The sequence below is a fragment of the Lentzea sp. DG1S-22 genome, from assembly GCF_036321065.1.
Classification (GTDB): domain Bacteria; phylum Actinomycetota; class Actinomycetes; order Mycobacteriales; family Pseudonocardiaceae; genus Lentzea; species Lentzea jiangxiensis.
Genome location: NZ_CP143276.1, coordinates 7,355,915 through 7,381,162, shown reverse-complemented (window position 1 = coordinate 7,381,162; position 25,248 = coordinate 7,355,915). Strand labels below are relative to the sequence as shown.

At 69.6% G+C, this 25,248-nt stretch carries 20 protein-coding genes and 2 tRNA genes; 8 read left to right on the top strand and 14 right to left on the bottom strand.

What is annotated here, in order from left to right; genetic code table 11:
- Window positions 1-13: 13 nt before the first annotated feature.
- From V1227_RS35030 to V1227_RS35010, 5 genes are all read left to right on the top strand, one after another.
- Window positions 14-988 (top strand): hypothetical protein, encoded by a 975-nt coding sequence (locus tag V1227_RS35030; RefSeq protein ID WP_329789478.1) that lies wholly within the window; start codon window positions 14-16, stop codon window positions 986-988.
- A 180-nt stretch (window positions 989-1,168) separates the two neighbouring features.
- Window positions 1,169-2,323 carry an acyltransferase family protein gene (locus V1227_RS35025; protein ID WP_329789477.1) on the top strand — a complete coding sequence of 385 codons (1,155 nt, stop codon included), beginning with the start codon at window positions 1,169-1,171 and terminating at the stop codon, window positions 2,321-2,323.
- Between the two features lie 158 nt (window positions 2,324-2,481).
- A complete protein-coding gene (locus V1227_RS35020) occupies window positions 2,482-2,673 on the top strand; it encodes a cold-shock protein (protein WP_090095394.1) in 192 nt (63 codons plus the stop codon).
- A gap of 59 nt (window positions 2,674-2,732) precedes the next feature.
- Complete coding sequence (locus V1227_RS35015) at window positions 2,733-5,012, top strand: RNA degradosome polyphosphate kinase (RefSeq protein ID WP_329789476.1); 2,280 nt, start codon at window positions 2,733-2,735, stop codon at window positions 5,010-5,012.
- Window positions 5,012-5,929: an NUDIX hydrolase gene (locus tag V1227_RS35010; protein ID WP_329794183.1), complete on the top strand. Its 918-nt coding sequence runs from the start codon at window positions 5,012-5,014 to the stop codon at window positions 5,927-5,929. Before V1227_RS35015 ends, V1227_RS35010 begins: the two co-directional genes overlap by 1 nt.
- 548 nt (window positions 5,930-6,477) lie before the next feature.
- Here V1227_RS35010 and V1227_RS35005 read toward each other — a convergent pair.
- The 3 genes from V1227_RS35005 to leuC all read right to left on the bottom strand — a co-directional run bounded on the left by V1227_RS35005 (window position 6,478) and on the right by leuC (window position 9,374).
- On the bottom strand, window positions 6,478-7,176 hold the full coding sequence (locus tag V1227_RS35005; RefSeq protein ID WP_329789475.1) for an HU family DNA-binding protein: 699 nt from the start codon (window positions 7,174-7,176) through the stop codon (window positions 6,478-6,480).
- A gap of 186 nt (window positions 7,177-7,362) precedes the next feature.
- Window positions 7,363-7,965: a 3-isopropylmalate dehydratase small subunit gene (gene leuD, locus V1227_RS35000; RefSeq protein WP_329789474.1), complete on the bottom strand. Its 603-nt coding sequence runs from the start codon at window positions 7,963-7,965 to the stop codon at window positions 7,363-7,365.
- Between the two features lie 2 nt (window positions 7,966-7,967).
- Entirely contained in the window at window positions 7,968-9,374 is a 1,407-nt protein-coding gene (leuC, locus tag V1227_RS34995) for a 3-isopropylmalate dehydratase large subunit (RefSeq protein WP_329789473.1), read from the bottom strand.
- Between the two features lie 73 nt (window positions 9,375-9,447).
- Here leuC and V1227_RS34990 point away from each other — a divergent pair, with 73 nt between their 5' ends.
- Window positions 9,448-10,149, top strand: coding sequence for an IclR family transcriptional regulator (locus tag V1227_RS34990; protein ID WP_053736944.1), 702 nt, complete (start codon window positions 9,448-9,450; stop codon window positions 10,147-10,149).
- Between the two features lie 646 nt (window positions 10,150-10,795).
- Here V1227_RS34990 and V1227_RS34985 read toward each other — a convergent pair.
- The 3 genes from V1227_RS34985 to V1227_RS34975 form a co-directional block, all read right to left on the bottom strand.
- Window positions 10,796-10,868 (bottom strand) — tRNA-Glu (locus V1227_RS34985).
- 120 nt (window positions 10,869-10,988) lie between these two features.
- Window positions 10,989-11,060, bottom strand: a tRNA-Gln gene (locus tag V1227_RS34980).
- A gap of 150 nt (window positions 11,061-11,210) precedes the next feature.
- Window positions 11,211-11,894: an HAD family hydrolase gene (locus V1227_RS34975; protein WP_236225300.1), complete on the bottom strand. Its 684-nt coding sequence runs from the start codon at window positions 11,892-11,894 to the stop codon at window positions 11,211-11,213.
- 433 nt (window positions 11,895-12,327) lie between these two features.
- Between V1227_RS34975 and V1227_RS34970 the strand changes: the two genes are divergently transcribed.
- Window positions 12,328-13,584, top strand: a complete 1,257-nt coding sequence (locus tag V1227_RS34970; protein WP_329789472.1) for an FAD-dependent oxidoreductase — start codon at window positions 12,328-12,330, stop codon at window positions 13,582-13,584.
- 3 nt (window positions 13,585-13,587) lie between these two features.
- Here V1227_RS34970 and V1227_RS34965 read toward each other — a convergent pair whose 3' ends face one another.
- From V1227_RS34965 to V1227_RS34940, 6 genes are all read right to left on the bottom strand, one after another.
- Window positions 13,588-14,247, bottom strand: coding sequence for a response regulator transcription factor (locus V1227_RS34965; protein ID WP_329789471.1), 660 nt, complete (start codon window positions 14,245-14,247; stop codon window positions 13,588-13,590).
- A 67-nt stretch (window positions 14,248-14,314) separates the two neighbouring features.
- On the bottom strand, window positions 14,315-15,073 hold the full coding sequence (locus V1227_RS34960) for a fumarylacetoacetate hydrolase family protein (RefSeq protein ID WP_236225132.1): 759 nt from the start codon (window positions 15,071-15,073) through the stop codon (window positions 14,315-14,317).
- A gap of 17 nt (window positions 15,074-15,090) precedes the next feature.
- Entirely contained in the window at window positions 15,091-16,674 is a 1,584-nt protein-coding gene (gene cimA, locus V1227_RS34955; protein WP_329789470.1) for a citramalate synthase, read from the bottom strand.
- A 281-nt stretch (window positions 16,675-16,955) separates the two neighbouring features.
- Window positions 16,956-17,933 carry an ABC transporter substrate-binding protein gene (locus V1227_RS34950; protein ID WP_329789469.1) on the bottom strand — a complete coding sequence of 326 codons (978 nt, stop codon included), beginning with the start codon at window positions 17,931-17,933 and terminating at the stop codon, window positions 16,956-16,958.
- Window positions 17,930-18,670, bottom strand: a complete 741-nt coding sequence (locus V1227_RS34945) for an ABC transporter ATP-binding protein (RefSeq protein ID WP_329789468.1) — start codon at window positions 18,668-18,670, stop codon at window positions 17,930-17,932. The genes V1227_RS34950 and V1227_RS34945 overlap by 4 nt, the downstream gene beginning before the upstream one ends.
- Window positions 18,670-19,692: a FecCD family ABC transporter permease gene (locus V1227_RS34940; protein ID WP_236225128.1), complete on the bottom strand. Its 1,023-nt coding sequence runs from the start codon at window positions 19,690-19,692 to the stop codon at window positions 18,670-18,672. The genes V1227_RS34945 and V1227_RS34940 overlap by 1 nt, the downstream gene beginning before the upstream one ends.
- A gap of 261 nt (window positions 19,693-19,953) precedes the next feature.
- Between V1227_RS34940 and V1227_RS34935 the strand changes: the two genes are divergently transcribed.
- On the top strand, window positions 19,954-20,373 hold the full coding sequence (locus V1227_RS34935) for a YciI family protein (protein WP_329789467.1): 420 nt from the start codon (window positions 19,954-19,956) through the stop codon (window positions 20,371-20,373).
- 72 nt (window positions 20,374-20,445) lie between these two features.
- On the opposite strand, the gene V1227_RS34930 is transcribed toward V1227_RS34935, so the two are convergent.
- Both V1227_RS34930 and V1227_RS34925 read right to left on the bottom strand, forming a co-directional pair.
- Entirely contained in the window at window positions 20,446-21,483 is a 1,038-nt protein-coding gene (locus tag V1227_RS34930) for a 3-isopropylmalate dehydrogenase (protein ID WP_329789466.1), read from the bottom strand.
- Window positions 21,484-21,779: 296 nt separating this feature from the next.
- The gene (locus V1227_RS34925) at window positions 21,780-25,055 is read right to left on the bottom strand and encodes a S8 family peptidase (RefSeq protein WP_442916401.1); all 3,276 of its coding nucleotides are present in this window, start codon (window positions 25,053-25,055) and stop codon (window positions 21,780-21,782) included.
- Window positions 25,056-25,248: the final 193 nt, after the last annotated feature.

The window sequence follows — 25,248 nt, the reverse complement described above, 5'->3', positions numbered from 1 at the left end:
ACTTGGGAGACCGATGCGAGCGCTGACCGCGCTGGCGGCAGTCACGGCCATCGCGGGCTGTGTAGCCGCCTTTCCGATCGACCGTCCCTCCGACTACACGGCGGAGAGCAAGCTCGGCACGTGCCGGGTGGACCTGCCCCAGGACTGGAAGGACCGGCTGTCCCGCAACACGACGGAGGTCGGTTCGCACGAGAAGGTCACCGTCGTCGGTGCGGACGCCGACGCCGGCACGACGCTGGTGAAGACCACGCGCAACAGGACCACCGAACTGGTGCTGCACGACCACGGCAAGCGCCAGCAGGTGATGGCCGTCCAGAACGACGGTCAGCTGTTCGGCGTCGAGTTCGACGGCCGCTGGGTCACGTTCTCGACCTCCCCGAGCCCCGGCGACGCCACCACCACGACCTACGCGTGGGACTCGCGCAACGACGGCGCGCCGGTGCCGATCGGCGCCAGCGGCGCGGTGCTGCACAACGGCAAGGCCGCCTGGGCGGACCAGGCGGGCGTGCACGTCTACGACCTGGCGAGGAAGAAGGACAGGGTCGTCGGCCGGGGCGGCAGGCCGGTGTTCCTGGGCGACGCGGTCATCTGGCTGCAGGACGGGAAGTTCCGGTCGGAGGGGGCGCTGCCGGTCCAGCTGGAGAACGCGAGGCCCTCGGACAGCGTGGCTTCGGACGGGCGCACGGTGGTGTGGGCGCAGGACGACGAGCTGCGCGGCTGGCGCGACGGCTGGGCCGAACCGCGCGAGCTGGCCGCGATCAGGCCGGTGCCGAGGACGGAGGGCATCGTGTTCCCCCGCGTCAGCGGCGACTTCGTGTCGTGGCAGTCGGAGTCCTCGTACGTGACGGACATCCGCAGCGGGGCGACCGTGCACACGACCGAGGGCGCGTACTGGCTCGAGGTCCACGGCGGAGCGTTGACGCGGCAGGGGTGGCGCGTCGCGTCGGCGGCACCGCTTTCGGAGCTGTCACCGCTGAAAGCCTGCTGACGGGCGGCCGCCCTGCGCTTTCCCCTTTCGCGCCACGTTGATTCCGTGACGAACGACACGAAAATGTTGGTTTGAGCAACTCGGTGGGGAACCCCGGCACCTTTACATCCGTATCCCCCGATGCAGACGGCGCAACCCCCCACGCCGTTCCCCCGACGCATTGCTCAGAGGTGTACCTGCATGAAGTCGTTGACGCACGCCGACTACCTGGCGTTGCGCCGCTTTCCCGCTCTCGACGGCCTTCGCGCCATCGCGGCGGTCCTGGTCGTCTTCTTCCACTACGGCGGTCCCGACTGGCTCCAGGGCTGGGCCGGGGTCCAGATGTTCTTCGTCCTCAGCGGATTTCTCATCACCACGCTGATGCTCCGCGAGGAGCGCAGGACCGGGCGGATCTCGCTCGAGGAGTTCTACCTGCGGCGGGCGTTCCGGATCCTGCCCGTGTACTTCGTGGTCCTCTTCGCCACAATCGCCGGTTCGCTCGTCATGGGCACGTTCGTCAGCAACGGGACCGGCCCGGCGCTGCAGTACTTCTTCACCTTCACCAACGAGTTCGCCGACCCCAGCCCGTACGGGCAGTCCTGGTCGCTGGGCATCGAGCAGAAGTTCTACCTCGTCTGGCCGCTGGTGGCGATCGCGCTGGGCACCGTCGTGCTCAGGCGCCGCGCCGGTGCCGCCGCGCTCGGCATGCTGCTCGCCCTCGTGGCCGTGAACTTCACCGTGTCGCACAGCAACCCCGGCTGGCCGCTGCACTACTTCTCGATCCTGACCGGCGTGCTGCTCGCGACCGCGCTGCACAGCCCGCGCGGCTTCGCCCTGCTGCGCCCGCTCGCGAACCCGGTCGCGCAGGTCTTCGTCTCCCTCGGCTTCGTGATGGTCCACGTGGGCGTGAAGCCGATGGCGGGCTTCCTCGACGGCACGGGTGGCATCCCCGGCCACGTGCTGGTCGTCCCGGTGTACGCGCTCGCGACAGCCGTGCTGCTCACCTCGGTGGTCACACCGGGTCCGGTCACGGCGGTGCTGTCCACGAAGCCGATGCAGTTCGTCGGCGAGCGTTCCTACTCGCTCTACCTCGTGCAGACGATCGCCGCGACGGTCCTCGCGCTCGTCTGGCCCGACCTGTCCGGCCTCGGGCAGGCCGTCGTCGTCACCGCGCTGGGTCTGGCGCTGGCGAGCGTCCTCTACGCGACCGTGGAGATCCCGATGATCGACCTCGGCCGGCGCGTGATCACCCGCCGGCGCGCGAAGGCCGCCGTCACCGGCGGCGTGGCCCGGCAGGGTGCGCCGCGGTCCGCCGACCCGTCGCGGTTGGCGACCACCGGGCGGGCCCAGCCGTAGAACGGGTTCGGGGCGAGCGGCACGGGTTCCCGGTCGCTCTCCCCGGCCGGTCTCCGCGCTCACGAACGCCGCGGTCGCGGGTTCGGCGGCCTCTGCCGAAGCGAGTCCTGCCGTGGCGGAGGCAGCCAGGACCGCCCGAACGTCTAGGGTTCTGCTCCGTGCAGGCGACCGTGTCCACGTTCAACAGTGACGGCTCTGCCGTCGTCCTGCGAGATGACGGCGTTCTCGTCGACGTCAGTGCCGAAGCAGTCACCGCGGGTGGCTGGCGGATGCTGCGTCCCGGCCAGCGGGTGACCCTCGAACGTAGCCCCGACGGAGTCGTTACAGCTCTGCGCCTGCCTGTTCTGTGACGAGGAGTTCACCAGACGGTCGTCCTGGTTGAGGGCGCCAACGGCGATAGTGCGCGACAATGCGTGACGTGAGCACGGAGAACTCTGACGGCAAGGCGACCCCACCCCGACGCCGCACGCCGCGCGCGAAGGGCGAAGCGGCGACCCCGCGCAAGCAGCCTCGTGCGGCTACCCGGCGGGTTTCGACCACGCGGGCGAAGGTCGAGCGAGGCCCCGCGGCCGCCGCTCCGTTGCGCGGCGTGCCCTCGGCACCGCCCGCGGTGACGTCGAGCGCCCTGCCGGGCGACCTCCCGGACGACCGGTACTTCAACCGCGAACTGTCCTGGTTGGACTTCAACGCCCGCGTGCTCGCGCTCGCGGAGGACTCCTCGCAGCCCCTGCTGGAGCGCGCCAAGTTCCTCGCGATCTTCGCCTCGAACCTGGACGAGTTCTACATGGTCCGGGTCGCGGGCCTGAAGCGGCGCGCGGAGACCGGCCTCACGGTGCGCAGCGCGGACGGGCTCACGCCGCTCGAGCAGCTCGTGGGGATCTTCAAGCGCTCGCAGGAACTGGTGGAGCAGCACGCCCGCACGTTCCTCGACCACATCCGGCCCGGCCTGGAACAGCACCAGATCAGCATCGTGACGTGGGGCGACCTCACGGACTACGACCGGCTGAGGCTCTCCCACTACTTCAGCGAGCAGGTGTTCCCGGTCCTGACGCCGCTCGCGGTCGACCCGGCGCACCCGTTCCCGTACATCTCGGGGCTGTCGCTGAACCTCGCGGTGACCGTGCGCGACCCCGAGGGCGGCGGCGAGCGGTTCGCCCGCGTGAAGGTGCCGGACAACGTGCCGCGCCTCGTGCGGGTCGAGGCGGACCGGTCGTCCTCGTCGGCGACCTTCCTGCCGCTGGAGGAGCTCATCGCCGCGCACCTCGGCGAGCTGTTCGCGGGCATGGAGGTCATCGAGTGCCACGCGTTCCGCGTGACGCGCAACGCGGACCTCGAGGTCGAGGAAGACCGCGACGAGGACCTGCTGCAGGCGCTCGAACGCGAGCTCGCGCGGCGCCGCTTCGGTCCGCCGGTGCGCCTGGAAGTGGCCGACGACATGACCGAGCACATGCTCGAACTGCTGCTGCGGGAGATGGACGTCGACCCGCACGACGTCGTGACGGTGCCCGGCCTGCTCGACCTGTCGTGCCTGTGGCAGCTCTACGGCATCGACCGCAAGACGTTGAAGGACCCGGCGTTCGTGCCGGCGACGCACCCGGCGTTCGGTGAGCGCGAGACGCCGAAGAGCGTGTTCGCGACCCTGCGCGAGGGCGACGTGCTCGTGCACCACCCGTACGACTCGTTCTCCACGTCGGTGCAGCGCTTCATCGAGCAGGCGGCGGCCGACCCGCACGTGCTCGCCATCAAGCAGACGCTGTACCGCACCTCCGGTGACTCGCCGATCGTCGACGCGCTGATCGACGCCGCCGAGGCGGGCAAGCAGGTCGTGGCTCTGGTGGAGATCAAGGCGCGCTTCGACGAGCAGGCGAACATCAAGTGGGCGCGCACGCTGGAGAAGGCGGGCGTGCACGTCGTCTACGGCCTGGTGGGCCTGAAGACGCACTGCAAGACCTCGCTCGTGGTGCGCCAGGAGGGGTCGACGATCCGGCGCTACTGCCACATCGGCACCGGCAACTACAACCCGAAGACCGCGCGGCTCTACGAGGACGTCGGCATCCTGACCGCCGAGCCGACGATCGGCGCGGACCTCACGGACCTGTTCAACGTGCTGACCGGCTACGCGCGCCAGGACGAGTACCGCTCGCTGCTCGTCGCGCCCTACGGCGTGCGCAAGGGCATCGTGGAGCGGATCAACTCCGAGATCGAGCGCGCGCAGGCCGGTGAGCCGTCGGGCGTGCGCATCAAGGTGAACTCGCTCGTGGACGAGCAGGTCATCGACGCGCTGTACCGGGCGTCGCAGGCGGGCGTGCCCGTGGACGTGGTCGTGCGCGGCATCTGCGGCCTGAAGCCGGGCATCAAGGGGCTGTCGGAGAACATCCGGGTGCGCTCGATCCTCGGCCGGTTCCTCGAGCACTCGCGCGTCTTCCACTTCGTCGCCTGCGACGAGTACTGGATCGGCAGCGCGGACATGATGCACCGCAACCTCGACCGCCGGGTCGAGGTGGCCGTGCGCGTGGCCGACCCGCGGCTCACCAAGCAGCTCGGCGACATGTTCGAATCCGCGCTCGACCCGCACACGCGCTGCTGGGTGCTGCGCGCGGACGGAGAATGGGAAGCGTCACCGTCCGACGGTTCGTCGGTGCGCGACCACCAAATGGAACTGCTGCACAAGCACGGAGCTCTGGGGTGATCAAAGCTGCTGGGGCGGTGCTCTGGCGCGATGCCGGCGGTGACGTCGAAGTCGCGGTCGTGCACCGCCAGCGTTATGACGACTGGTCGTTGCCGAAGGGAAAGCTCGACGACGGGGAGACCATTCCCGCCTGCGCGGTGCGCGAGATCCGCGAGGAGACCGGCTATTCCTGCGTCCTCGGCCGGCACCTGCGGCAGGTCGCCTACCAGGTCCGAGGGGTGCCGAAGACCGTCGACTACTACGCGGCCGAGGCGGTTTCCGGTTCGTTCGAGGAGAACGACGAGGTCGACTCGCTGAAGTGGCTGCCGGTCGCCGACGCGTCCTCCCTGCTGACCTACGAGCCCGACCGCGAGGTGCTGGAGGAGTTCGCCCGCCTGCCCGCGGACCTGCTGCTGGTGCTGCTGGTGCGGCACGCCAAGGCCGGGAAGCGGTCCGAGTGGGACGGCGACGACGACCTGCGTCCCCTCTCGGACGCCGGCTGGCGCCAGGCGGCGGCCCTGCGCACGCTGTTGCCGCTGTGGGCACCGGTGCGCGTCCACACGGCCCCCAGGGTGCGCTGCATCGACACCGTGCGGGGCGTGGCGGCCGATCTGTCCGTCGAGGTGGTCGAGGAGGCCCGGCTGTCCGAGGAGGGCTACTGGCCCGACCCCGACGCGGGCCTCGTGCGCCTGCTGGAGGTGGCGGCCCTCGAAGGCCGCGCCGTGGTGTCCTCGCAGGGCGGTGTGATCCCGGCCGTCGTGCAGTCGCTGGCCGAGATGGGCGGGCTCCGGCTCGACAAGATCCCCTGCAAGAAGGGCAGCACGTGGGTGCTGGCCTTCACCAGGCCGTTCGGCGCCTGGTCCACTTCGGACTCGCCTTCGCGCTGGCCAACGCTGGTGTCGGCGCACTACCTGCCCTCCGCGCTGCCCCGTCCCTGACGAGCCCGCGCGGGCGTTCCACTGCCGCCGTCTTCCCGTTCCGACGAAAGTTCGCCTCTGGCAACCAAGTCGGGTGGGAAGGCGGCGGTTTCGCTTGCGCCTCGGGTGTTCACCGGCGTGATGGCGTTATTTCTATTGGTGCGCAGAGCGATTCTTCCGCCTCCGCGGAGTGTGCGCATTGAGGCCGCCGAGCGTTCGGAGCCGGCGGTGAATTCGGCCTTCCGGCGGGAGTGGACGAGTCCGCCCGGGGGACAGCGGAATCGGAGCGGAACCGTTCTCCACGGGCGCCGCGGTCCCGCTGCGGCACACGGGATTTCGATCGACCGACCCCGTTCCCTGAACCACACCGTGCAGCTCCGCCGCAGGTCAGAGGCCTCGCGGGACGGCTTCCCAGGCACGGCAAGGGCTTCTCCGGGGACTCCTGTGCCCCAACGACCTCCCCGGCCCGGTGACGTCCTGCCCCAGGCACGCGGAAGGCCCCGGTGTGCGCACACCGGGGCCTTCCGCGTTGTTGCTGAAGTGACGCAGCCTCCTCGTGGAGGCCCGTCTCACTTCTTCTTGGCAGCCGTCTTGCGAGCAGCCGGCTTCGCAGCCGCCGTCTTCGCGGCGGGCTTGGCAGCGGCGGTCGTCGTCTTGGCGGCGGCGGCCGTCGTCTTGGCAGCCGGCTTCGCAGCAGCCGTGGTGCGCTTCGCCGGAGCCTTGGCAGCCGCCGTCTTCGTGGTGGCGGCCTTGGTGGCGGTCGCCTTCGCGGGCGCCTTGGCGGCAGCAGCGGTCTTCGTCGCGGCGGCCGTGCTGGTGCGACGGGTCGCGGGCGCCTTGGTGGCGGCCGCGGCCGTGCGGGTGCGCGTGGTGGTGGTCGTCGCGCGGGTCGTCGCGGCCTTCGTCGCCGGAGCCTTGGTGGCCGCGGGCTTCGCGGCGGCAGCGGCGGCGGGCTTGGCGGCGGCCTTGGCGGCAACGGCCTTCGGCAGCTTCTTCGCACCGCTGATGACGTCCTTGAACGTCGAGCCGGGGCGGAACGCGGGCACGTTGGTCTTCTTGACCTTCACGGTCTCGCCCGTGCGCGGGTTGCGCGCGGTGCGAGCCGCACGGGCACGCTTCTCGAAGACGCCGAAGCCCGTGATGTTGACCTTCTCGCCCTTGTTGACGCTGCGCACGATCACATCGACGATGCCGTCAACAGCAGCACCCGCGGTCTTCTTGTCTCCCAGGCGCTCGGCGAGCGCCTCGATGAGCTGGGCCTTGTTCACCTTCAGTCCCTCCCAGGACGCTCACGGCCCCTAGCGTCGGGCCGACTAGAACGCAACGGTAGGCCCAAATCGCGAGAAATACCAATCGCCACGCCAAAATTTTCGTTGTGGCGTGGCTAATTGCGCCCCTTCGAGGGACTCAGGGGGCCGGATTCGCCCCTCTCAAGAGGAGAATCCGGCCCTCTCTCAGACCGCCGGAAGCGGATCCGTTGTGGGCAACCAAGTCTGGCGATTGCCTTCAAATGCGCTGATCTCGGGCTCGTGGCGCAGCGTCAAAGCGATGTCGTCGAGGCCTTCCAGAAGGCGCCAGCGGGTGTAGTCGTCGATCTCGAAGGGGGCGACCAAGTCCTTGGCGCGAACGGTCTTGTCGGTGAGGTCGACGGTGACCGGCGTGCCGGGCTCGGACTCCAGCAGCTTCCACAGCAGCTCGACATCGGACTGGCTGCACTGCGCCGCCACGAGGCCCTGCTTGCCCGCGTTGCCCCGGAAGATGTCCGCGAACCGGGACGAGACGACGACGCGGAAGCCGTAGTCCATCAACGCCCAGACGGCGTGTTCCCGAGAGGACCCGGTGCCGAAGTCGGGGCCCGCGACGAGGACGCTGCCCGCCCTGAACGGCTCCTGGTTGAGGATGAAGTGCTCGTCGCCGCGCCAGGCGGCGAAGAGCCCGTCCTCGAACCCGCTGCGGGTCACGCGCTTGAGGTAGACGGCCGGGATGATCTGGTCGGTGTCCACGTTGGACCTGCGCAGCGGCACACCGACGCCCGTGTGGGTGGTGAAGGCTTCCATGGTCAGTTCTCCAGGTCTGCGGGGGCCGACAGGGTGCCGCGCACGGCCGTGGCGGCCGCGACGAGCGGGGACACGAGGTGCGTGCGGCCGCCCTTGCCCTGCCTGCCCTCGAAGTTGCGGTTGGAGGTCGACGCGCTGCGCTCGCCGGGGGCGAGCTGATCCGGGTTCATGCCAAGGCACATCGAGCAGCCGGCCTGGCGCCACTCGGCACCCGCGTCGAGGAAGACCTTGTCCAGCCCCTCGTCCTCCGCCTGCTTGCGCACCCGCATCGACCCGGGGACGACGAGCATCCGCACCCCCGAGGCGACGTGCTTGCCCTTCAGCACGTCCGCGGCGGCGCGCAGGTCCTCGATGCGCCCGTTCGTGCACGAGCCGAGGAACACGGTGTCCACGCGGATGTCGCGCAGCGGCGTGCCGGGCTCGAGCCCCATGTACGTCAGCGCCTTCTCGGCGGCCACGCGCTCGTTCTCGTCCGCGATCTGCCCGGGGTCGGGGACGCTCGCGCCCAGGGGCAGTCCCTGACCGGGGTTGGTTCCCCAAGTGACGAACGGGGTGAGCTCGCCGGCGTTGATGTGCACCTCGGCGTCGAACGTCGCGTCGTCGTCGGTGCGCAGCGTCTTCCAGTACTCGACGGCCTTGTCCCAGTCCGCGCCGGACGGTGCGTGCGGGCGGCCCTGGATGTAGTCGAAAGTCGTGTCGTCCGGTGCGATCATGCCGGCGCGTGCGCCCGCTTCGATCGACATGTTGCAGACCGTCATGCGCGCTTCCATCGACAGCTTCTCGATGGCCGAGCCGCGGTACTCGAGCACGTAGCCCTGTCCGCCACCGGTTCCGATCTTCGCGATGACCGCGAGGATGATGTCCTTCGCCGTGACGCCGGGACCGAGGTCGCCCTCGACGGTGATGGCCATCGTCTTGAACGGGCGCAACGGCAACGTCTGCGTCGCCATCACGTGCTCGACCTCGGACGTGCCGATGCCGAACGCCAGCGCGCCGAACGCACCGTGCGTGCTCGTGTGGCTGTCGCCGCACACCACGGTCATCCCCGGCTGCGTGAGGCCGAGCTGCGGGCCCACGACGTGGACGATGCCCTGCTCGAAGTCCCCCATGGGGTGCAGCCGCACCCCGAACTCGGCGCAGTTGCGGCGGAGCGTCTCCACCTGCGTGCGCGAGACGAGGTCCGCGATCGGCTTGTCGATGTCGACGGTCGGGACGTTGTGGTCCTCGGTGGCGATCGTCAGGTCGGGCCTGCGCAGCTTCCGGTTGGCAAGGCGCAGCCCGTCGAACGCCTGGGGGCTGGTGACTTCGTGGAGCAGGTGGAGGTCGATGTAGAGCAGGTCCGGCTCCGCACCACTTCCGTGGCGCACAACGTGTGCCTCCCACACCTTCTCCGCGAGCGTGCGGCTCATCGCGACATCTCCCACAGTATGGACGTGCCGACAGATCTGGACTTCTCACTGTCTGGGAAGTTAGTATCGGCTTGTGGGACAGCATAGCGGGATCGGCGTGCTGGACAAGGCAGTGGCCGTGTTGAACGCCGTAGCAAAAGATCCGTGTGGCCTGGCCGAGTTGTGCAACCGCACCGGCCTGCCGCGGGCGACCGCGCACCGCCTGGCCGTGGGCCTCGAGGTGCACAGGTTGCTGCGCCGCGGCTCCGACGGCCGCTGGCGCCCCGGCGCGGCACTCGCCGAACTGGCCGGCGGTGCGACGGACCCGTTGCTGGACGCGGCTTCCTCGGTGCTGCCGCGCCTGCGCGACATCACAGGCGAAAGCGTGCAGCTGTACCGCCGCGACGGCATGCAGCGGGTCTGCGTCTCCTCGGCCGAGCCTCCTTCGGGCCTGCGCGACACGGTCCCGATCGGCGCCAGGCTCCCGATGACGGCGGGCTCCGGCGCCAAGGTCCTGGCCGCGTGGTCGGACCCCGGCACGCAGCGCGCCGTCCTGGCCGACGCCGTCTACGGCGAACGCACCCTGCTCGAAGTCCGCCGCCGGGGCTGGGCGCAGAGCGTGGCGGAACGAGAACCGGGCGTGGCTTCGGTCTCGGCCCCTGTGCGCGACTCCTCGGGAGCCGTCGTCGCCGCCGTCTCGGTCTCGGGCCCCATCGACCGCATGGGCCGTCGCCCAGGGGCCCGCTGGGCCGCAGACCTGCTGGCCGCGGCCGAGGCCCTGCAAAGCCGCCTCTGAAGCACCACGCCGCCAAGGCCGCCCTCCCACGGGAAGGGCGGCCTTCTGCTTTCCGAGGCCCCGACACGCCGCCCGTTCCACACGACACGCAGACACCCGTCTCAACTGGCGACCAGCCACCCGCCACCGCCCGAGGGACAGCCCCAGAGCAGAGAACGCGCCGCCAGAAGGGCCTCAGCAGGGCGACGCGACCCGAGGACCGCCACAGCGGGACGGACGCGACCGCGCAGGGCTGAGGCGAGGCACACAGGCGGGCCAGACCGCGAAGGACGCAGCCGGGGACATCGAGCCTGACGCGGCGCCGAGAACGCGACACGAAGTCAGAGAGGTGCGACACAAAAGGCAGCCAGCCGGCATCAAGCCATCAGGAAGTCGAGACATCTGCGCCCAAATTGTGTGCGGCAACACAAAGCGACGCAATACAAGTCACACCAATTCGACCCAAGGAAACGAACTCGGCAAGCGAAGCGAAGCCCCCACCCAGTGGCGAGCGAAGCGAAGCCCGAACCAGAACAATCGGGCAACCCCGAGGCGGGGGTCCGGGGGCGGCAGCCCGCCGGCTGGGGGTCTGGGGGCTCGGCCCCCAGAGGACAAATGCGAAAGAGGCCCGTCTGCGTTCTCCGCAGACGGGCCTCTCCCACCTCTGTAGCCCCGAAGGGATTCGAACCCTCGCTACCGCCTTGAGAGGGCGGCGTCCTAGGCCGCTAGACGACGGGGCCCTAGAACTTCTTGCCGGTGTGAACCTTATCAGATCGCTCTGTCCGGTCCAAATCCGGCTATTCAGTTCGTTTTCTTGCTGTGCTCCGGAACCTTACCCGAGGGCAGTTCTTCCGTTGCAGCTGGGGTACCAGGACTCGAACCTAGACTAACTGAACCAGAATCAGTCGTGCTGCCAATTACACCATACCCCATTGGCTTTCACGATCGACTTCGTTGTCCCTGGGGAGTTCCGAGGCCCTCGTTGCTGCCGGGAGAAATACTAGACCACGCCCCCACCAGAAGTGAAATCGGCCCCCTCCTAACCGCATACGCGCAGGTGGGGGCCGGTCTCGGAGGTGAACTCAGGCGGTCGCGGCGGAGAGTTCGCACACGAGGAGCTCGGGGAGTTCCGCGAGGCTCGTGATCGACGACAGTCCCGCGGGCAGCGTTCCGCCGGTCGGACCCGTGCGGTTGATCCAGACGCCGTGCATCCCGGCGTCGCGGGCGCCGATGGCGTCGGCGTGCAGGCGGTCCCCCACGTGGACGGTGTCGCCGGGCGGGACGCCGAGTGCGAGGCACGCGGTGTGGAAGATCACCCGGTCCGGCTTCGCGCAGCCGACCTCACCCGCGATGAGCACTGCGTCGAAGTACTCGGCGAGGCCCAGCTGGGCGATCTTCACGCGCTGGTGGAGGCCGGAGGCGTTGCTGATCGCGGCGATGGGCAGGCCCGTGGCGCGCAGCCAGTCGAGCATCGGGATCACGTCCGGGAAGAGGCACCAGCCGGCGGAGAGGACCTCCTGGCGGCCGACCTCGCGGCGGGTCGCTTCCTCGAGCGGCAGGTCCTCGCCGAGCGCGGCGAAGAAGGCCTGCGTCCGGATGTTGCGCATCTCCTCGTAGCGGAGCTCGCCGGAGAGCTGGCGGGACACGTGGTCGTCGGTGATGCGCTGCCACAACGACCAGGCGTCGGCGTTACCGACCATCGATGCCAACGCGGCTCGCGAAGAAGTGCTGTAGTCGACAAGTGTGTCGTCGACGTCCAGGCACACAGCGCGGATCTCGCCGGTTCTCTTACGCGTGAAAGTCGGGGACGCAGTTGTCACCCACGAAGGTTAGGTGCGTGGGGGCCTCGTCCGATTCGGCTAACGAGGTGATTCCTCCAGGTCCTTGCACGATCAAGCGGACCTTGAGGCCCCGAACGAACTAGTCAGACTCCTCCGAGCGCTGAAAGCAATCGCCCGGTCGAGTGTTGTTCGGCAACGCAACCGCCACCGCCGGACCCCTCTGTTCCGCGGGCGCGACACCATAGCCCGCGAGGCGGCGTTCCGCACCAGCCGCAACCTTTTCGAGGCCTGGTTTCCCAGACCGTCCACAATGGATGGTCCCGAACGAGGTCCACGCCACTCCGAACTCCGCTTGACGCGCCTGGCGATCAGGAGCATGCTGAGTTTATTCAACACCAGTTGAAAAGAGGGGATCGACATGGAGAGGACGACCTGTCTCGTCGTCGGCGGCGGGCCCGCGGGGATGGTGCTGGGGCTGCTGCTGGCGCGCGGGGGTGTCGAGGTGACGGTGCTGGAGAAGCACGGCGACTTCCTGCGCGACTTCCGCGGCGACACGGTGCACGCGTCGACGCTCACGCTGATGGACGAACTGGGGCTCGGTCCGGCGTTCGAGCAGGTGCCGCACCAGGACGTCGACAAGCTCGAGGCGCTGCTCGACGGCGGCGCCAAGGCCACGATCGCCGACCTGTCACGGCTTCCCGGCCCGAACAAGCGCATCGCGATGGTGCCGCAGTGGGACTTCCTGGACCTGCTCGCGGACGCCGCCAGGCTCGAACCGGGATTCTCGCTGCGGATGAACACCGAGGTCACCGCGATCACCAAGAGCGGCAACAGGGTCACGGGCGTGAAGTACCGGGACCGCGTCGACGGGCACGAGGGTGAGATCGCGGCGGACCTCGTCGTCGCGGCGGACGGCAGGAGCTCGACCCTGCGCGCCGCCGTGGAACTCCCCGTCCACAGCTTCGGCGCCCCGATGGACGTGTGGTGGTTCCGCCTGCCGCGCAAGGAGACCGACGACCTCAAGGGCGGCGCCGGCCGGTTCAGCGCCGGCAGCGCGATGGTCCTGATTCCCCGTGGTGACTACTTCCAGTGCGCTTTCCTGATCCGCAAGGGCACCGACGAGGCGCTGCGCGCCGAAGGTGTCGAGAAGTTCCGGCAACGCGTCGTCACGCTCGTCCCGTGGCTCGCCGACCGCGTCGACCACATCAGCAGCATCGACGACTGCAAGCTGCTCGACGTGAAGCTGGACCGGTTGCGGCGCTGGCACGTCGACGGGCTGTTGTGCATCGGTGACGCGGCGCACGCGATGTCGCCCGTCGGCGGCGTGGGCATCAACCTCGCCGTGCAGGACGCAGTGGCGGCGGCCACCCTGCTCGCGAAGCCGTTGCGGGAGGGCCGGGTCACGAGCGCGACGCTCGCGAAGGTGCGCGGGCGCAGGCTGTTCCCGACCCTGGTGGTCCAGAGCGTGCAGCGGGTGATCCACCGGCTGTTCCTCGGACGCAAGCTGGGCAGCACCGAGACGGTGTCGCGCACCGGCGTGCCGCTGCCGCTCAAGATCGCCCAGAAGCTGCCGTTCCTGCAAGCCGTGCCCGCCTACGTGATCGCGATCGGCCCGCGCCCGGAGCACGCGCCGGAGTTCGCGCGCCGTGCTCCGCAGGTCATCACCAGGTCGTGACGATCAGGTCGTGACGAACGCGTCCGAGGACTCGCTGAGCACCATCGCCACGGCGTGGGCGCGATCGCGGGCGCCCAGCTTGCGCAGGATCGCCTTCACGTGGGTCTTCACGGTGTCGTTGCTGATGAAGAGCCGCTGGGCGATGCGGGCGTTGTCCAGCCCCTTCGCCATCTCGGCGAGGACGTCGAACTCGCGCGCGGACAGGCGGCCGAGCGACGCGGGCGGGGGCATCCGCGCCGGCAGGCGTGCGAGCGAGCCCACCCTGGCGTCGATGGTGGCGGGAGCACCCCGCACCGCGGCCGCGATCAGCGGCAGCAGCTCGGCCACGGGCGAGGTTTTCAGCAGGTAGGCCACCGCGCCGGCATCGAGTGCCGCGCGGGCCCAGCTCGGACTGTCCGCATTGGACAGGACGACGACGCGGGCGCTCGGCCGGTACTGCGCCGTGTCCCGCACGGTGCGCAGCGGTCCGGCGCCCGGCACGTCGAAGTCCGTGACGACGAGGTCCACCGGTGTGCCGCGCAGGCTGCGCGCAGCATCGGCCACGGTGTGGGCGATTCCCACAACGCGGAAGCAGTGCGTGCGGTGCAGCGAGATCCGCAGCCCTTCGGTGATGAGCTGCGAACCGTCGACCAGCAACACACGGGTGGACGCCGGGTCCGTCATGACACCGGGAAGTTACTCGCGGGTACCCGGGTGCGTAAGCCGCCGGGCGCCGGATTGCTCCGTACGGCTACCTATTTGCGACCGGATTGGTGAGCGTGCCGAGGCCGTCCACCGTCACCGAGACCGTCTGTCCGGCGGTCATCGGGCCGACACCGGCCGGCGTACCGGTCAGGATCAGGTCGCCCGGCAGCAACGTCATGATGCCCGACACGTACTCCACGAGCGACGGGATGTCGTGCACCATCGAGGAAGTACGTCCGTCTTGTTTGACTTCGCCGTCGAGCTCGGTGACGAGGCGGACGTCCGACGGGTCGAACTCGGTCTCGATGAAGGGCCCCAGCGGGCAGAACGTGTCGAACCCCTTGGCACGCGTGAACTGCACGTCCTTCTTCTGCAGGTCGCGCGCGGTGACGTCGTTGGCGATCGTGTAGCCCATGACCACACCCGCCGCCTTGGACCGCGGCACGTCCCGGCACGGCTGGCCGATGATGACCGCGACCTCGCCCTCGAAGTCGACGCGCTCGGACGCCGCCGGGAGCTTGATCTCGACGTTCGGGCCGATGACCGACGTGTTGGGCTTGAAGAACAGCAGCGGCTCCTCGGGGACCTCGTTGCCGAGCTCCTTGGCGTGGTCCGCGTAGTTCCGGCCCACGCCGATGATCTTCGTCGGCAGGATGGGGGCGAGCAGCCGCACGTCCGCCAACGGCCACTTGCGGCCGGTGAACGTGGGTGTGCCGAAGGGGTGTTCGGCGATTTCCGCGGCCTCGTCGCCTTGAACCTCGACGAAGGCCACGCCTTGCGGATGGGCAATCCTGGCGATACGCACGGCGCCAGTTTACGAGGTCAGCCGGACCGCATCGCCTTGTGGACGAGGGCGTCGCACAGGGCGAGCCAGCTCGCCTCGACGATGTTGCCGTGCACGCCGACCGTCGTCCACTCGCGCTCGCCGTCGGTGGACTCCACCAGGACCCGCGTCACGGCGTCGGTGCCGGGGTGCTCGGTGAGGATGCGCACCTTGTAGTCGGCCAGTTCCACGGCGTCCAACCAGGACAGGTGCGGCAGCAACGCCTTGCGCAGCGCCGCGTCCAGCGCGTGCACGGGGCCGATGCCCTCGGCGGTGGCGATGACGCGCTCCCCCGCCACGTGCACCTTGACCGTGGCCTCGGACACGATCTCCCCGTCGGAGCGGTGGTCGAGCACCACCCGGTACGACTCGAGCGCGAACGGCGGAGTGTCCAGCTGGGACAGCTCGGACCGCAGCAGCAGCTCCATGGAGGCGTCGGCGGCCTCGAACGACCAGCCCTTCGCCTCCAGCTCCTTCACGCGCTTGAGCGCGCTGCCGACCTCGGCTGACCGGCCGGCCAGGTCGAGCCCGAACTCACGTCCCTTGAGCTCGATGCTCGCCCGGCCGGCCATCTCGGTGACCAGCACCCGCATGTCGTTGCCGACGGTGTCCGGATCGATGTGGTTGTACAGCTCCGGATCCACCTTGATCGCGCTCGCGTGCAGACCCGCCTTGTGGGCGAATGCTGACGACCCGACATAGGCCTGGTGGGTGTCGGGTGCGATGTTCGCGATCTCGGCCAACGCATGGGAGACACGGGTGAGCTCGGCCAGCGCCCCGGTCGGGAGCACCTCCAGGCCGAGCTTGGTCACGAGGTTTCCCACGACGGCGAACAGGTCCGCGTTGCCCGCTCGCTCGCCGTAGCCGTTGGCAGTGCACTGCACGTGCGTCGCGCCCGCCTGAACGGCCGCGATGGTGTTCGCCACGGCGCAGGACGTGTCGTCCTGGCAGTGGATGCCGACGCGGAAGCCGGTCTTCGCGACGACCTCCGCGACGGTCTCGGCGAGCCCGAGCGGCAGCTGCCCGCCGTTCGTGTCGCACAGCACGACGACGTCCGCGCCACCCTCCACAGCGGACTCCAGCACGCGCAGGCTGGTGTCCGGCGAGAACGCGTACCCGTCGAAGAAGTGCTCGGCGTCGAGGAAGACGCGCCTGCCGTGGTCCTTCAGGAACCGGACGGTGTCGCGCACCATCTTCAGGTTCTCACCGGTGTCCGTCCGCAGCGCCCGCTCGATGTGCCGCAGGTCCGACTTGGCCACCAGCGTGACCACCGGCGCCCGGGAGTCGAGGAGGGCCTTCACCTGCGGGTCTTCCTCGACCTTGAGCCCGGCCTTGCGCGTGGCCCCGAACGCCACCAGCTTGGCGTGCTTGAGCTCCAGGTCCCCACTCGCCGCGCGAGCGAAGAACTCCGTGTCCTTCGGCAGCGCGCCGGGCCAGCCGCCCTCGATGAACCCGACGCCGAGCCCGTCCAGCAACCTCGCCACAGCGAGCTTGTCCGTGACGGAGTACGAGATGCCCTCACGTTGTGCGCCATCGCGCAACGTCGTGTCGTAGACGTGGAAGTCGTCGTTCGGGCCGGCCATCGGGGGTCATCTCCTCATCCGGGCAAACAAAAAGACCCCCCGCGGGATGCGAGAGGTCTGCGCGTCGGGTGCCAGGGGCGGCACTACCCGACGCGCTCGTCGATAATGATGGCGAGGTGCTGAGCCATGTCCGGGATGCTGCCACAGCCCGGCACGGGGTACCAAGCGACGGGAGGAAATCTCCCACTATCTGGTCACGGGTTCACGCGTGTGACAGCAGCCCGGGTGCGCCGGGGACGGATGGATCGCGCGGCGTGCTGGACAACCGGAGCGGGGCGGGATCAGACCCCGGCGAGGAACTCCGCGAACGCCTCGACAGAGGCCGGGTTCCGCGGCGACTCCACCAACGCCGCGTAAGGCAGCGAGAAGAACCGCTTCCCCTTCACCGCGGGCGAGTTGGCCAGCGGGGCGAACCCCTCCAGGAACGCCTGCTTCTGCTCGGGCGTGTTGGCCTCCCCGTCGGCGTAGTCCACGATCAGCACCACGTCGGGGTTGCGCTGCACCACGGCCTCCCAGTTCACGGTGGTCCAGCTGTCGTTGAGATCGCCGAAGACGTTCTCCCCGCCGGCCTTCGAGATCACGTCCTGCGGCGCCGCGTTCCTCCCGGACGTGAACGGCTGGTCCTGCCCGCTGTCGTACAGGAACACCTTCGGCCGGGGCTTGCCCTCCATCAGCCGACCGGCGCGGGCGATCTGCTCCTGGTAGCCCTTGACCAGCTCCTCGGCCTCGGCCTCGACGCGGAAGATCTTCCCGAGGTTGCGCAGGTCCGTGTACAGCGCGTCGAGGGCGGGCATGATGCCGCGCTGCTTGCCCACGCCGTTGCGGCACGCCTCGGTGAGCTGGTAGGTCGCGATGCCCAGCTCCTTCAACGAGTCCGGGGTGAAGCCGGTGCTCTCGCTGAAGCCGTAGTTCCAGCCGGCGAAGACGAAGTCGGCGTTCGCGCCCTGGACGACCTCCTTGGAGATCTTGTCGGACAGGTGCTTCCCGCTCTCGAAGTCCGCCTTCCAGGGCGAGGTGCGGATGTCGACGGTGTCGATGCCGTTGACGACGTAGCCCGCCATGCGGTCCCCGAGGCCCAGCGCGAACATCATCTCGGTGATGCCGGTGTCGTTCGTGACCACTTTGGACGGAACGCGGTCGAAGGTGACCTGCTGACCGCAGTTCGTGACGGTCACCGGCGCGGAGTCCGAGGGCTCCTGGGCCACCGTGGCGCCGCAGCCGGAGAGCAGGAGCAAGGCGGCGCAGAGAACGGTCCTCATGGGGTGACCTCCTGGTCGAACAGGAGCTGTGGAACTCCCGTTGTGGGATGGGTGACCACGTGTGCGATGACGTGGAAGACCTTGGCGACGAGTTCGGGCACCAGCACCTCGCGGGGTGTGCCGGAGGCGACGACGCGGCCCTCGTCGAGGACGTACAGGCGGTCGCAGTAGGACGCGGCGAGGTTCAGGTCGTGCAGCACGGTCAGCACCGTCACGCCCAGGCCGCGGGTCAGCGCCAGCACGTCGAGCTGGTGCCGGATGTCGAGGTGGTTGGTCGGCTCGTCCAGCACGAGCACGCGCGGTTCCTGGGCGATGGCGCGGGCGATGAGCACGCGCTGGCGTTCGCCGCCGGACAGGCTGAGGAAGCTGCGCGCCGCCAGGTGCGCGACGTCCGCCGCGTCCAGTGCCCGCGCCACCACGCGCGCGTCCCGGGCGGGGTCGCGGTCGTGCGGCAGCCTGCCCATCTCCACGACCTCGGCGACCGTGAAGTCGAACTCGACCTGCGACTCCTGCGTCAGGGCGGACAACGAGCGGGCCACGTCGTGTCGCTTGTGGACGTCCGCGCCGTCGAGCAGCACCACGCCGGCGTCCGGTTCCAGGGCGCGGTAGACGCAGCGCAACGTCGTCGACTTGCCGCTGCCGTTCGGGCCGACGATGCCGACGACCTCGTCGCGGGCGTCCAGGGTGATGCCGGAGATGATGTTCCGGACGGTGACGTCGCGCAGCTCGACGCGCATCAGCGGCCTCCGAAGACGTAGGACCGGCGCCGCATCAGGAAGATGAAGCACGGCACGCCGAGCGCGGCCGTGATGACGCCGAGGGGCAGTTCTTCCGGCGCCGCGAGCATGCGCGCGGCCACGTCGACCCACACGAGGAACGAGGCCCCGGCGAGCGGTGCCAGCGCCAGCACCTTGCGGTGGTCCGCGCCGACGACCATGCGCGTGAGGTGCGGCAGCATCAGGCCGACGAACCCGACGGCGCCGCTGACCGCCACCAGCACCCCCGTCATCGCCGCGGTGACGACGAACAGGTGCGTGCGGAACCGCGTCACCCGCAACCCGAGCGTGGTCGCGGTCTCGTCGCCCATCGCCATCGCGTTGAGCGGACGCGCCTTCGCCGCCAGGTAGACGATGCCGGCCAGCGTCACGGCCGTGGCGACCGGCAGCGACTGCCAGTTGGCGCCGCCGAGGCTGCCGAGCAACCAGAACATGGCCGCGCGCGCCGCCTCGCCGTGCGGCGCCTGGAACACCAGCAGCATCGCCACGGCGGAGAAGCCGTACGCGAGCGCGGTCCCGGTCAGCACGAGCCGCAGCGGGGTGAGCCCCCGGCTGGTGCGCGCGGTGATGTAGACGAGGGCGGTGGCGCCGAGCCCGGTCAGGAACGCCCCGACCGACAGCGCGTAGATGCCGAGACCGGACAGCACGCCGAGCGTCGCCACAGCCGTCGCGCCCACGCTGGCGCCCGAGGAGATGCCGAGGACGTACGGGTCGGCCAGGGCGTTGCGGACCATCGCCTGGATCGCGACACCGACCGCGCTGAGCCCCGCCCCGACGACGGCGGCGAGCAGGACGCGCGGCAGCCTGATGTCCCAGACGATGTGGTACTGCCCGGCGAGGTCCGCGGGGACCGTGCCGCCGGTCAGCGCCGCCCGCAGCAGGTCGAGCGTCACGCCGAACGGCACGGACACGGGTCCGAGCGCCACGCCCGCGACGACGCTGACGACGAGCACGCCGACGAGCGCGCTGATCTTGGAGATCACTGATGCCCTTCCCGCAGTCCACGGCAGGAGTTGGTTCCCGGTCGACCGTGCACGGGTGTTCGGGCTCGTCCCCGGCCATCCGGGGACCTACCGTTGCGGGTCAGCGCCGGACTTCGACCGGTCTTCCCCCACGCACGACTCCGGTGACCCTACCTGCGCAAACAGGAACCGCGAAAATCTCGCGGTGTGATGTCGATCCGGCGGGGGTCCCGTTCGACCTCCGGGTGCAGGCGAACAGGGACACGAGCGGGGAGATCCACCGTGAAGTACATGCTGATCATGCGGGCCACCGACGAGGGCTACGCGAACCTGGGCGAGCTCGACTTCGACGAGGTGCTGCGGGAGGTCGGCGAGTACAACGAGGAGCTGATCCGCGCCGGTGTCCTGATCGCCGCCGAAGGGCTCGCCGACGCGTCCGAGGGCGTCGTCGTCGACTTCTCCTCCGAGCCCCCGATCGTCACCGACGGGCCGTACGGCGAGACCAAGGAGCTGTTCAACGGCTTCTACCTCCTCAACGTCTCGTCACAGCAGGAGGCGGTCGAGTGGGCCAAGCGCGCCCCGATGACCGGGCCCGGGTTCAAGACCGAGATCCGCAGGGTGCCGACGATCGACGAGTTCCCCCAGGACAACGAGTGGATCCGGAAGGAGCGCGCGTGGCGGGAGGCCAACGGCCGGCTCTGACGGGTGCGGAGAAACGCCGAAGCCCCGGCCGGGAGATCCCGGCCGGGGCTTCGCGACGTCTGGCGGTGGAACTCAGCCCGTGCGCACGTTCGACGACACGAGAGCCGCGAGCCTGTCACCGATCGCGTAGGTCGCGCCCGGCGACTGGTGGTCGCGGGTCGCCAGGTCGAACGCCACGGAGGCCTCGATCCGGCGCGCCGACTCGTGCTCGCCGAGGTGGTCGAGCAGCAGCGCGACCGACAGCACGGCGGCGGTCGGGTCGGCGATGCCCTGGCCCGCGATGTCCGGCGCGGAACCGTGCACCGGCTCGAACATCGAGGGGTTGCGACGGGTCACGTCCATGTTGCCCGACGCGGCCAGGCCGATTCCGCCCGTGACGGCGGCGGCGAGGTCGGTCAGGATGTCGCCGAACAGGTTGTCCGTCACGATCACGTCGTAGCGGCCCGGGTCGGTGACCATGTGGATGGTCGCCGCGTCCACGTGCTGGTAGGCCACGGTGACGTCCGGGTGCTGCAGCGAGACCTCCTCGACGACGCGCGACCACAGCGAGCCGGCGTGCGTGAGGACGTTCGTCTTGTGCACCAGCGTCAGGTGCCGGCGCTGGCGGTTCGAGGCACGCGCGAAGGCGTCCCTGACCACGCGCTCGACGCCGAACGAGGTGTTCAGCGAGACCTCGGTGGCGATCTCGTGCGGCGTGTCCTTGCGGAGCAGGCCGCCGTTGCCCGCGTACGGGCCCTCGGTGCCCTCGCGCACCACCACCATGTCGATCTCCGGCGGGTCCGCGAGCGGGCTGCGGACACCGGGGTAGAGACGAGCCGGGCGGAGGTTCACGTGGTGGTCGAGTTCGAAGCGCAACCGCAGCAGCAGTCCGCGCTCCAGGATTCCGCTCGGCACCGACGGGTCGCCCACCGCGCCGAGCAGGATCGCGTCGTGCTGGCGAAGCTCTCCCAGCACCGACTCGGGCAACAACTCTCCCGTGGCGTGCCAGCGCGCCGCGCCGAGGTCGTAGCGAGTGATCTCGGCCGCCGGAACGACCTCGTTGAGGACCTTCAGGGCCTCAGCGATGACCTCGGGCCCGATCCCGTCTCCTGGGATCACTGCGAGCCGCATCCACACACCTCCCAGGTGTCAGTCCCCAATTGGTGGGACTACTTTCCTCTGCGAAAGGCTACCGCCACCGCGGCCGCTCGCCGCATGCCGGACACCCCTTCGGGGTGTTATCTCCCGTACTGCGGGACACCCACACGGCCCATTCCCCGCTTTCGAGTGTCACTCGACCGTAGGAAGGGGGTCGCGTCAAGGGGTGACGACCGGCAGTTCCACCCTGTGACAGAACGAGAGGCCCGGCTCTCCGAGGAGAACCGGGCCTCTCGTGAAACATCCGATCTGGCCGTGGCCCGCGGTGCCTAGTAGGCGCCGCCCCGGCCGCTCGACCTCACCGTGACGACCGACGCGCGGTCACCGTTGGCGTTGTGGTGGTGCAGGACCAGCAGGCCCTCGGACCTGTCGGCCTTCAGCGCCGCGTCGTCCTTGTTGACCACGAGAGCGGTGCCCGGCTTCGCGAGGTGCGCCAGCGCCGCGTCGCCACCGCCCTGAGCCCACAGACCCGGCTTGAGCGGGTCGAAGGACAGCGGGCGGTCGATGACGTCGATCAGCTTGTTCGCGTTGCCAGGCGCCGGGTAGTAGCCCGCGGTGCCGACGGTGTACGTGAGGCGCGAGGTGTCCTTCGTCGCGTCGATGCCCAGTGCCGACAGCAGCACCGGCAGGACCACGACGTTGGTGTCGGACACGTTCGCGTCCACGTCGCCGAACAGGCCGTTGACGCCCTGGATGTCGACCGTCTCGCCCGTCCCGAGGTCGACGGTGGTCGCGACCAGGAGGTCGGTGTCGGTCAGGCGGCTCGCGTAGACCTCGAAGTCCGCCGTGCCGTCACCGTTGGTGTCGATGTCGACGAACGGGACCGTGTTGATGCCGAGGTTGTACCAGTTGCCCCACGTCGCGACACCGAACGCGAGCAGCGACTCCTCGGGCTTGCCCTGCGCCTTGGCGAGCGGGGCCGTGGAGGCCGCGCCGACGTAGCGGAGGTCGCCGCCCTTGGCGGTCTCGTTGAGCGCGCAGTTCTCGGTGACGTTGCGGCGGCAGTCGCGCAGCTTCGGCGACTGGGCCTGCAGCTCGAGAACGCTGACGAGCGAGCGGTACGCCTGCGAGCCCGTGCCCTGGTCGACGCCGCGGCCGGTCAGGTTGAGCACCGCCTGCCCGTCCTTGCCCCGGAAGCGGAGGCTGTCGGCCGTGGAGATGTCCGCGACGGGCTTGGGCGCCGAGTAGACGGAAAGGCGCAGCGGCACCGCGGCACCGGCGGTCGGCGTGAGGGTCACGCGACCGGAGGCGTCCGCGAGGAACTGGCGCGGCACGTCGAGCTGCGTCGGGGCGACCGTCGGGTCGACGGTCTTGCGCAGCGCCTTCGGGTCGTCGATCTTCAGCGTCACCTTGACGCGGGCGACGCCGCGCGGGCTCAGCTTCACCCTGTCCTGCGAGAGCACGTAGCTCACGCCGGGGATCGTCGTGGCCGCGGTGTAGCCGACCTCGTACTCCACGGACCTCGTGGACTTGTTGACGATCTTGATGGTCTTGGTCTTCCGCACCGGCTTGGCGACCTCGACGACGCCGAAGTTCGCGCTGACGTAGCCGTTGTCCTCCTCCACGTACGCGAGGACCTGGTTGTCGATCGCGGACTTGCCGTCCACGCGGCCCGTGCCGACCCGGTTGGGCGCGAAGGTCTTGCCGTCCTCCTTCACGTCCGCACCGGCGGTGTTCATGATCGAGGCCTTGACCTCCTCGAGCGTCCAGTCCGGGTGCGCCTGGCGGACCAGGGCGGCGATGCCGGCGACGTGCGGGGACGCCATCGACGTACCGGAGATCACCGAGCGGTCGTCACCGGAACCGACGGCGGCCGACGAGATCGTGTCACCGGGCGCCGCGACGTCCGGCTTGATCGAACCGCTGCGGGTGCCGCGGCTGGTGAACGCGCTGGGAGTGTCCGAAATGGACTGGTCGTACGTCGGGGTCGACGTGCGCAGCTCGCCCGCGAGGCGGACGGTCAGCGTGCCCGCGTCCAGCGCCGGGCGGACCGCCGCGGTGGCCGAACCGGTGAACTGGAACATCGGGATGGCCGCGTTGCCCGCGATGCCCGCGGCGAAGTTCTCCAGGGTGGAGGACAGCAGCACGCCCTGGCCACCGGCGGCCTGCACGTTGTTGGCACGGGCGCCGGAACCGCAGCGGCGCGTGGCGTCGTTGTCGTCCCACTCCAGCCAGACGAACCTGCCGGAGACGGCGTCGGTGATCGGCTGGCAGCCGTCGAGGTTGCCCGCCTGCGTCAGCTTCACGACCGGCAGGGTCTTGTCGTAGCCGAGGTAGCCGGTGAAGTTCTGGCTGTACTGACCGGGCTTGAGGCCCTGGCCTTGCACCTCGGCGCCGTCGCGCAGCACGTACGAGTCGCGCACGGACGCCACCGTCAGCGCCTCGGGCGTGTTGCCCGGCGAGCCGCCGATGTCGTAGAGGTCGCCGCCGTTGCCCGCGGAGAAGACCGGCATGACGCCGACCTTGTACAGCTTCTTCACGAAGAGGCTGTCGGGGTCGTCCGGGGCGCCGTAGTCGGAGCCGAGCGACAGGTTGACCACGTCGAGGTGGTCGGAGAAGTCGCCGTCGCCGTCGGGGTCGAGCGACCAGTCCAGCGCCTGCGAGGTGACGTTGGTCGAGCCGTCGCAGCCGAAGACCTTGAGCGCGTAGATCAGGGCCTTCGGCGCGGTGCCGGGGCCGATCTTCATCGCGTTGAGCTTCTCGGCGTCGAGCTTGGTGTAGTCGCCCTTGAACGTGCTGCCGTCGGCGTTCTCGCCGAAGCCGGCCGCGGTGCCCGCGACGTGCGAGCCGTGACCGTTGCAGTCGATCGGGTTGGCGTCGGGCTTCGGCGTGTTGATCGCCGGGTCCTCGCTGGCGCCGTCGTACTCCTCGCCCACGAAGTCGTAGCCGCCGACGACCTTGGAGGTCGGGAAGTTCGGGTCCTTCGCGCGCGGGTCGACGGCGCGGAACGCGTCGACCGTGCCGGGGCCGCCGAAGTTCGCGTGGGTGTAGTCGACACCGGTGTCGATGATGCCGACCCGGACGTCGTCACCGAGCTTGCCGTACTGCTGCCAGACGTTGAGCGTCCTGGTGAGCTGGACGGCGTTCGAGTTCTGGCGCTTCTTCGGCACGACCGGGTAGACCGCGAGGACGTCCGGGCGCTGCGCGAGCTCGCGGACCTTCGCCGCGTCCGCCTTCACGACGACGCCGGGGACGCCGTTGGAGGTGCGGTACAGCTCCCTGGTCCCGGCGTCCGCGCTCCTGAGCTGGCCGACGACCTGGTCCGCGGTGGCGGACACGTCGTTCTTCGCCTGCTTGGCCGCCTGCTTGGCGACCTCCTTGCCCTGGCTCTTCTTCTCGTCGAACGCGTCGACGGCCGGCTTGCGGTCGAGCGCGACGAACGCGGTCACCGCGCCGGACGAGTTCAGCCTGGGAGAGACCTTGAGGTGCAACGCTTTCGCGTCCAGCCCCTGTGCACCCTTGACCGGCTGCGCGAGCGGTTCGCCCTGAGCCTGTGCCGTGGCGGGTGCGATCAGCAGCGTGGTGATGGCAGAGAACACCACCAAACTCGATCGTCTTTTCACAACGTTGCCCCAACCGAGGTGTGTGCCTTCGACCCGAACGGCGCCGCGCCCTCTACGGCACCGGGTCAACCTCGTGGGGACGCTAATCGCTGACCGTGTCTCTGCGACTGCCCCGAAAGTATGAATATGGTCTACGGATAGTTGCCTGTTACGCGTTCGTTGTGAACAGCGATAG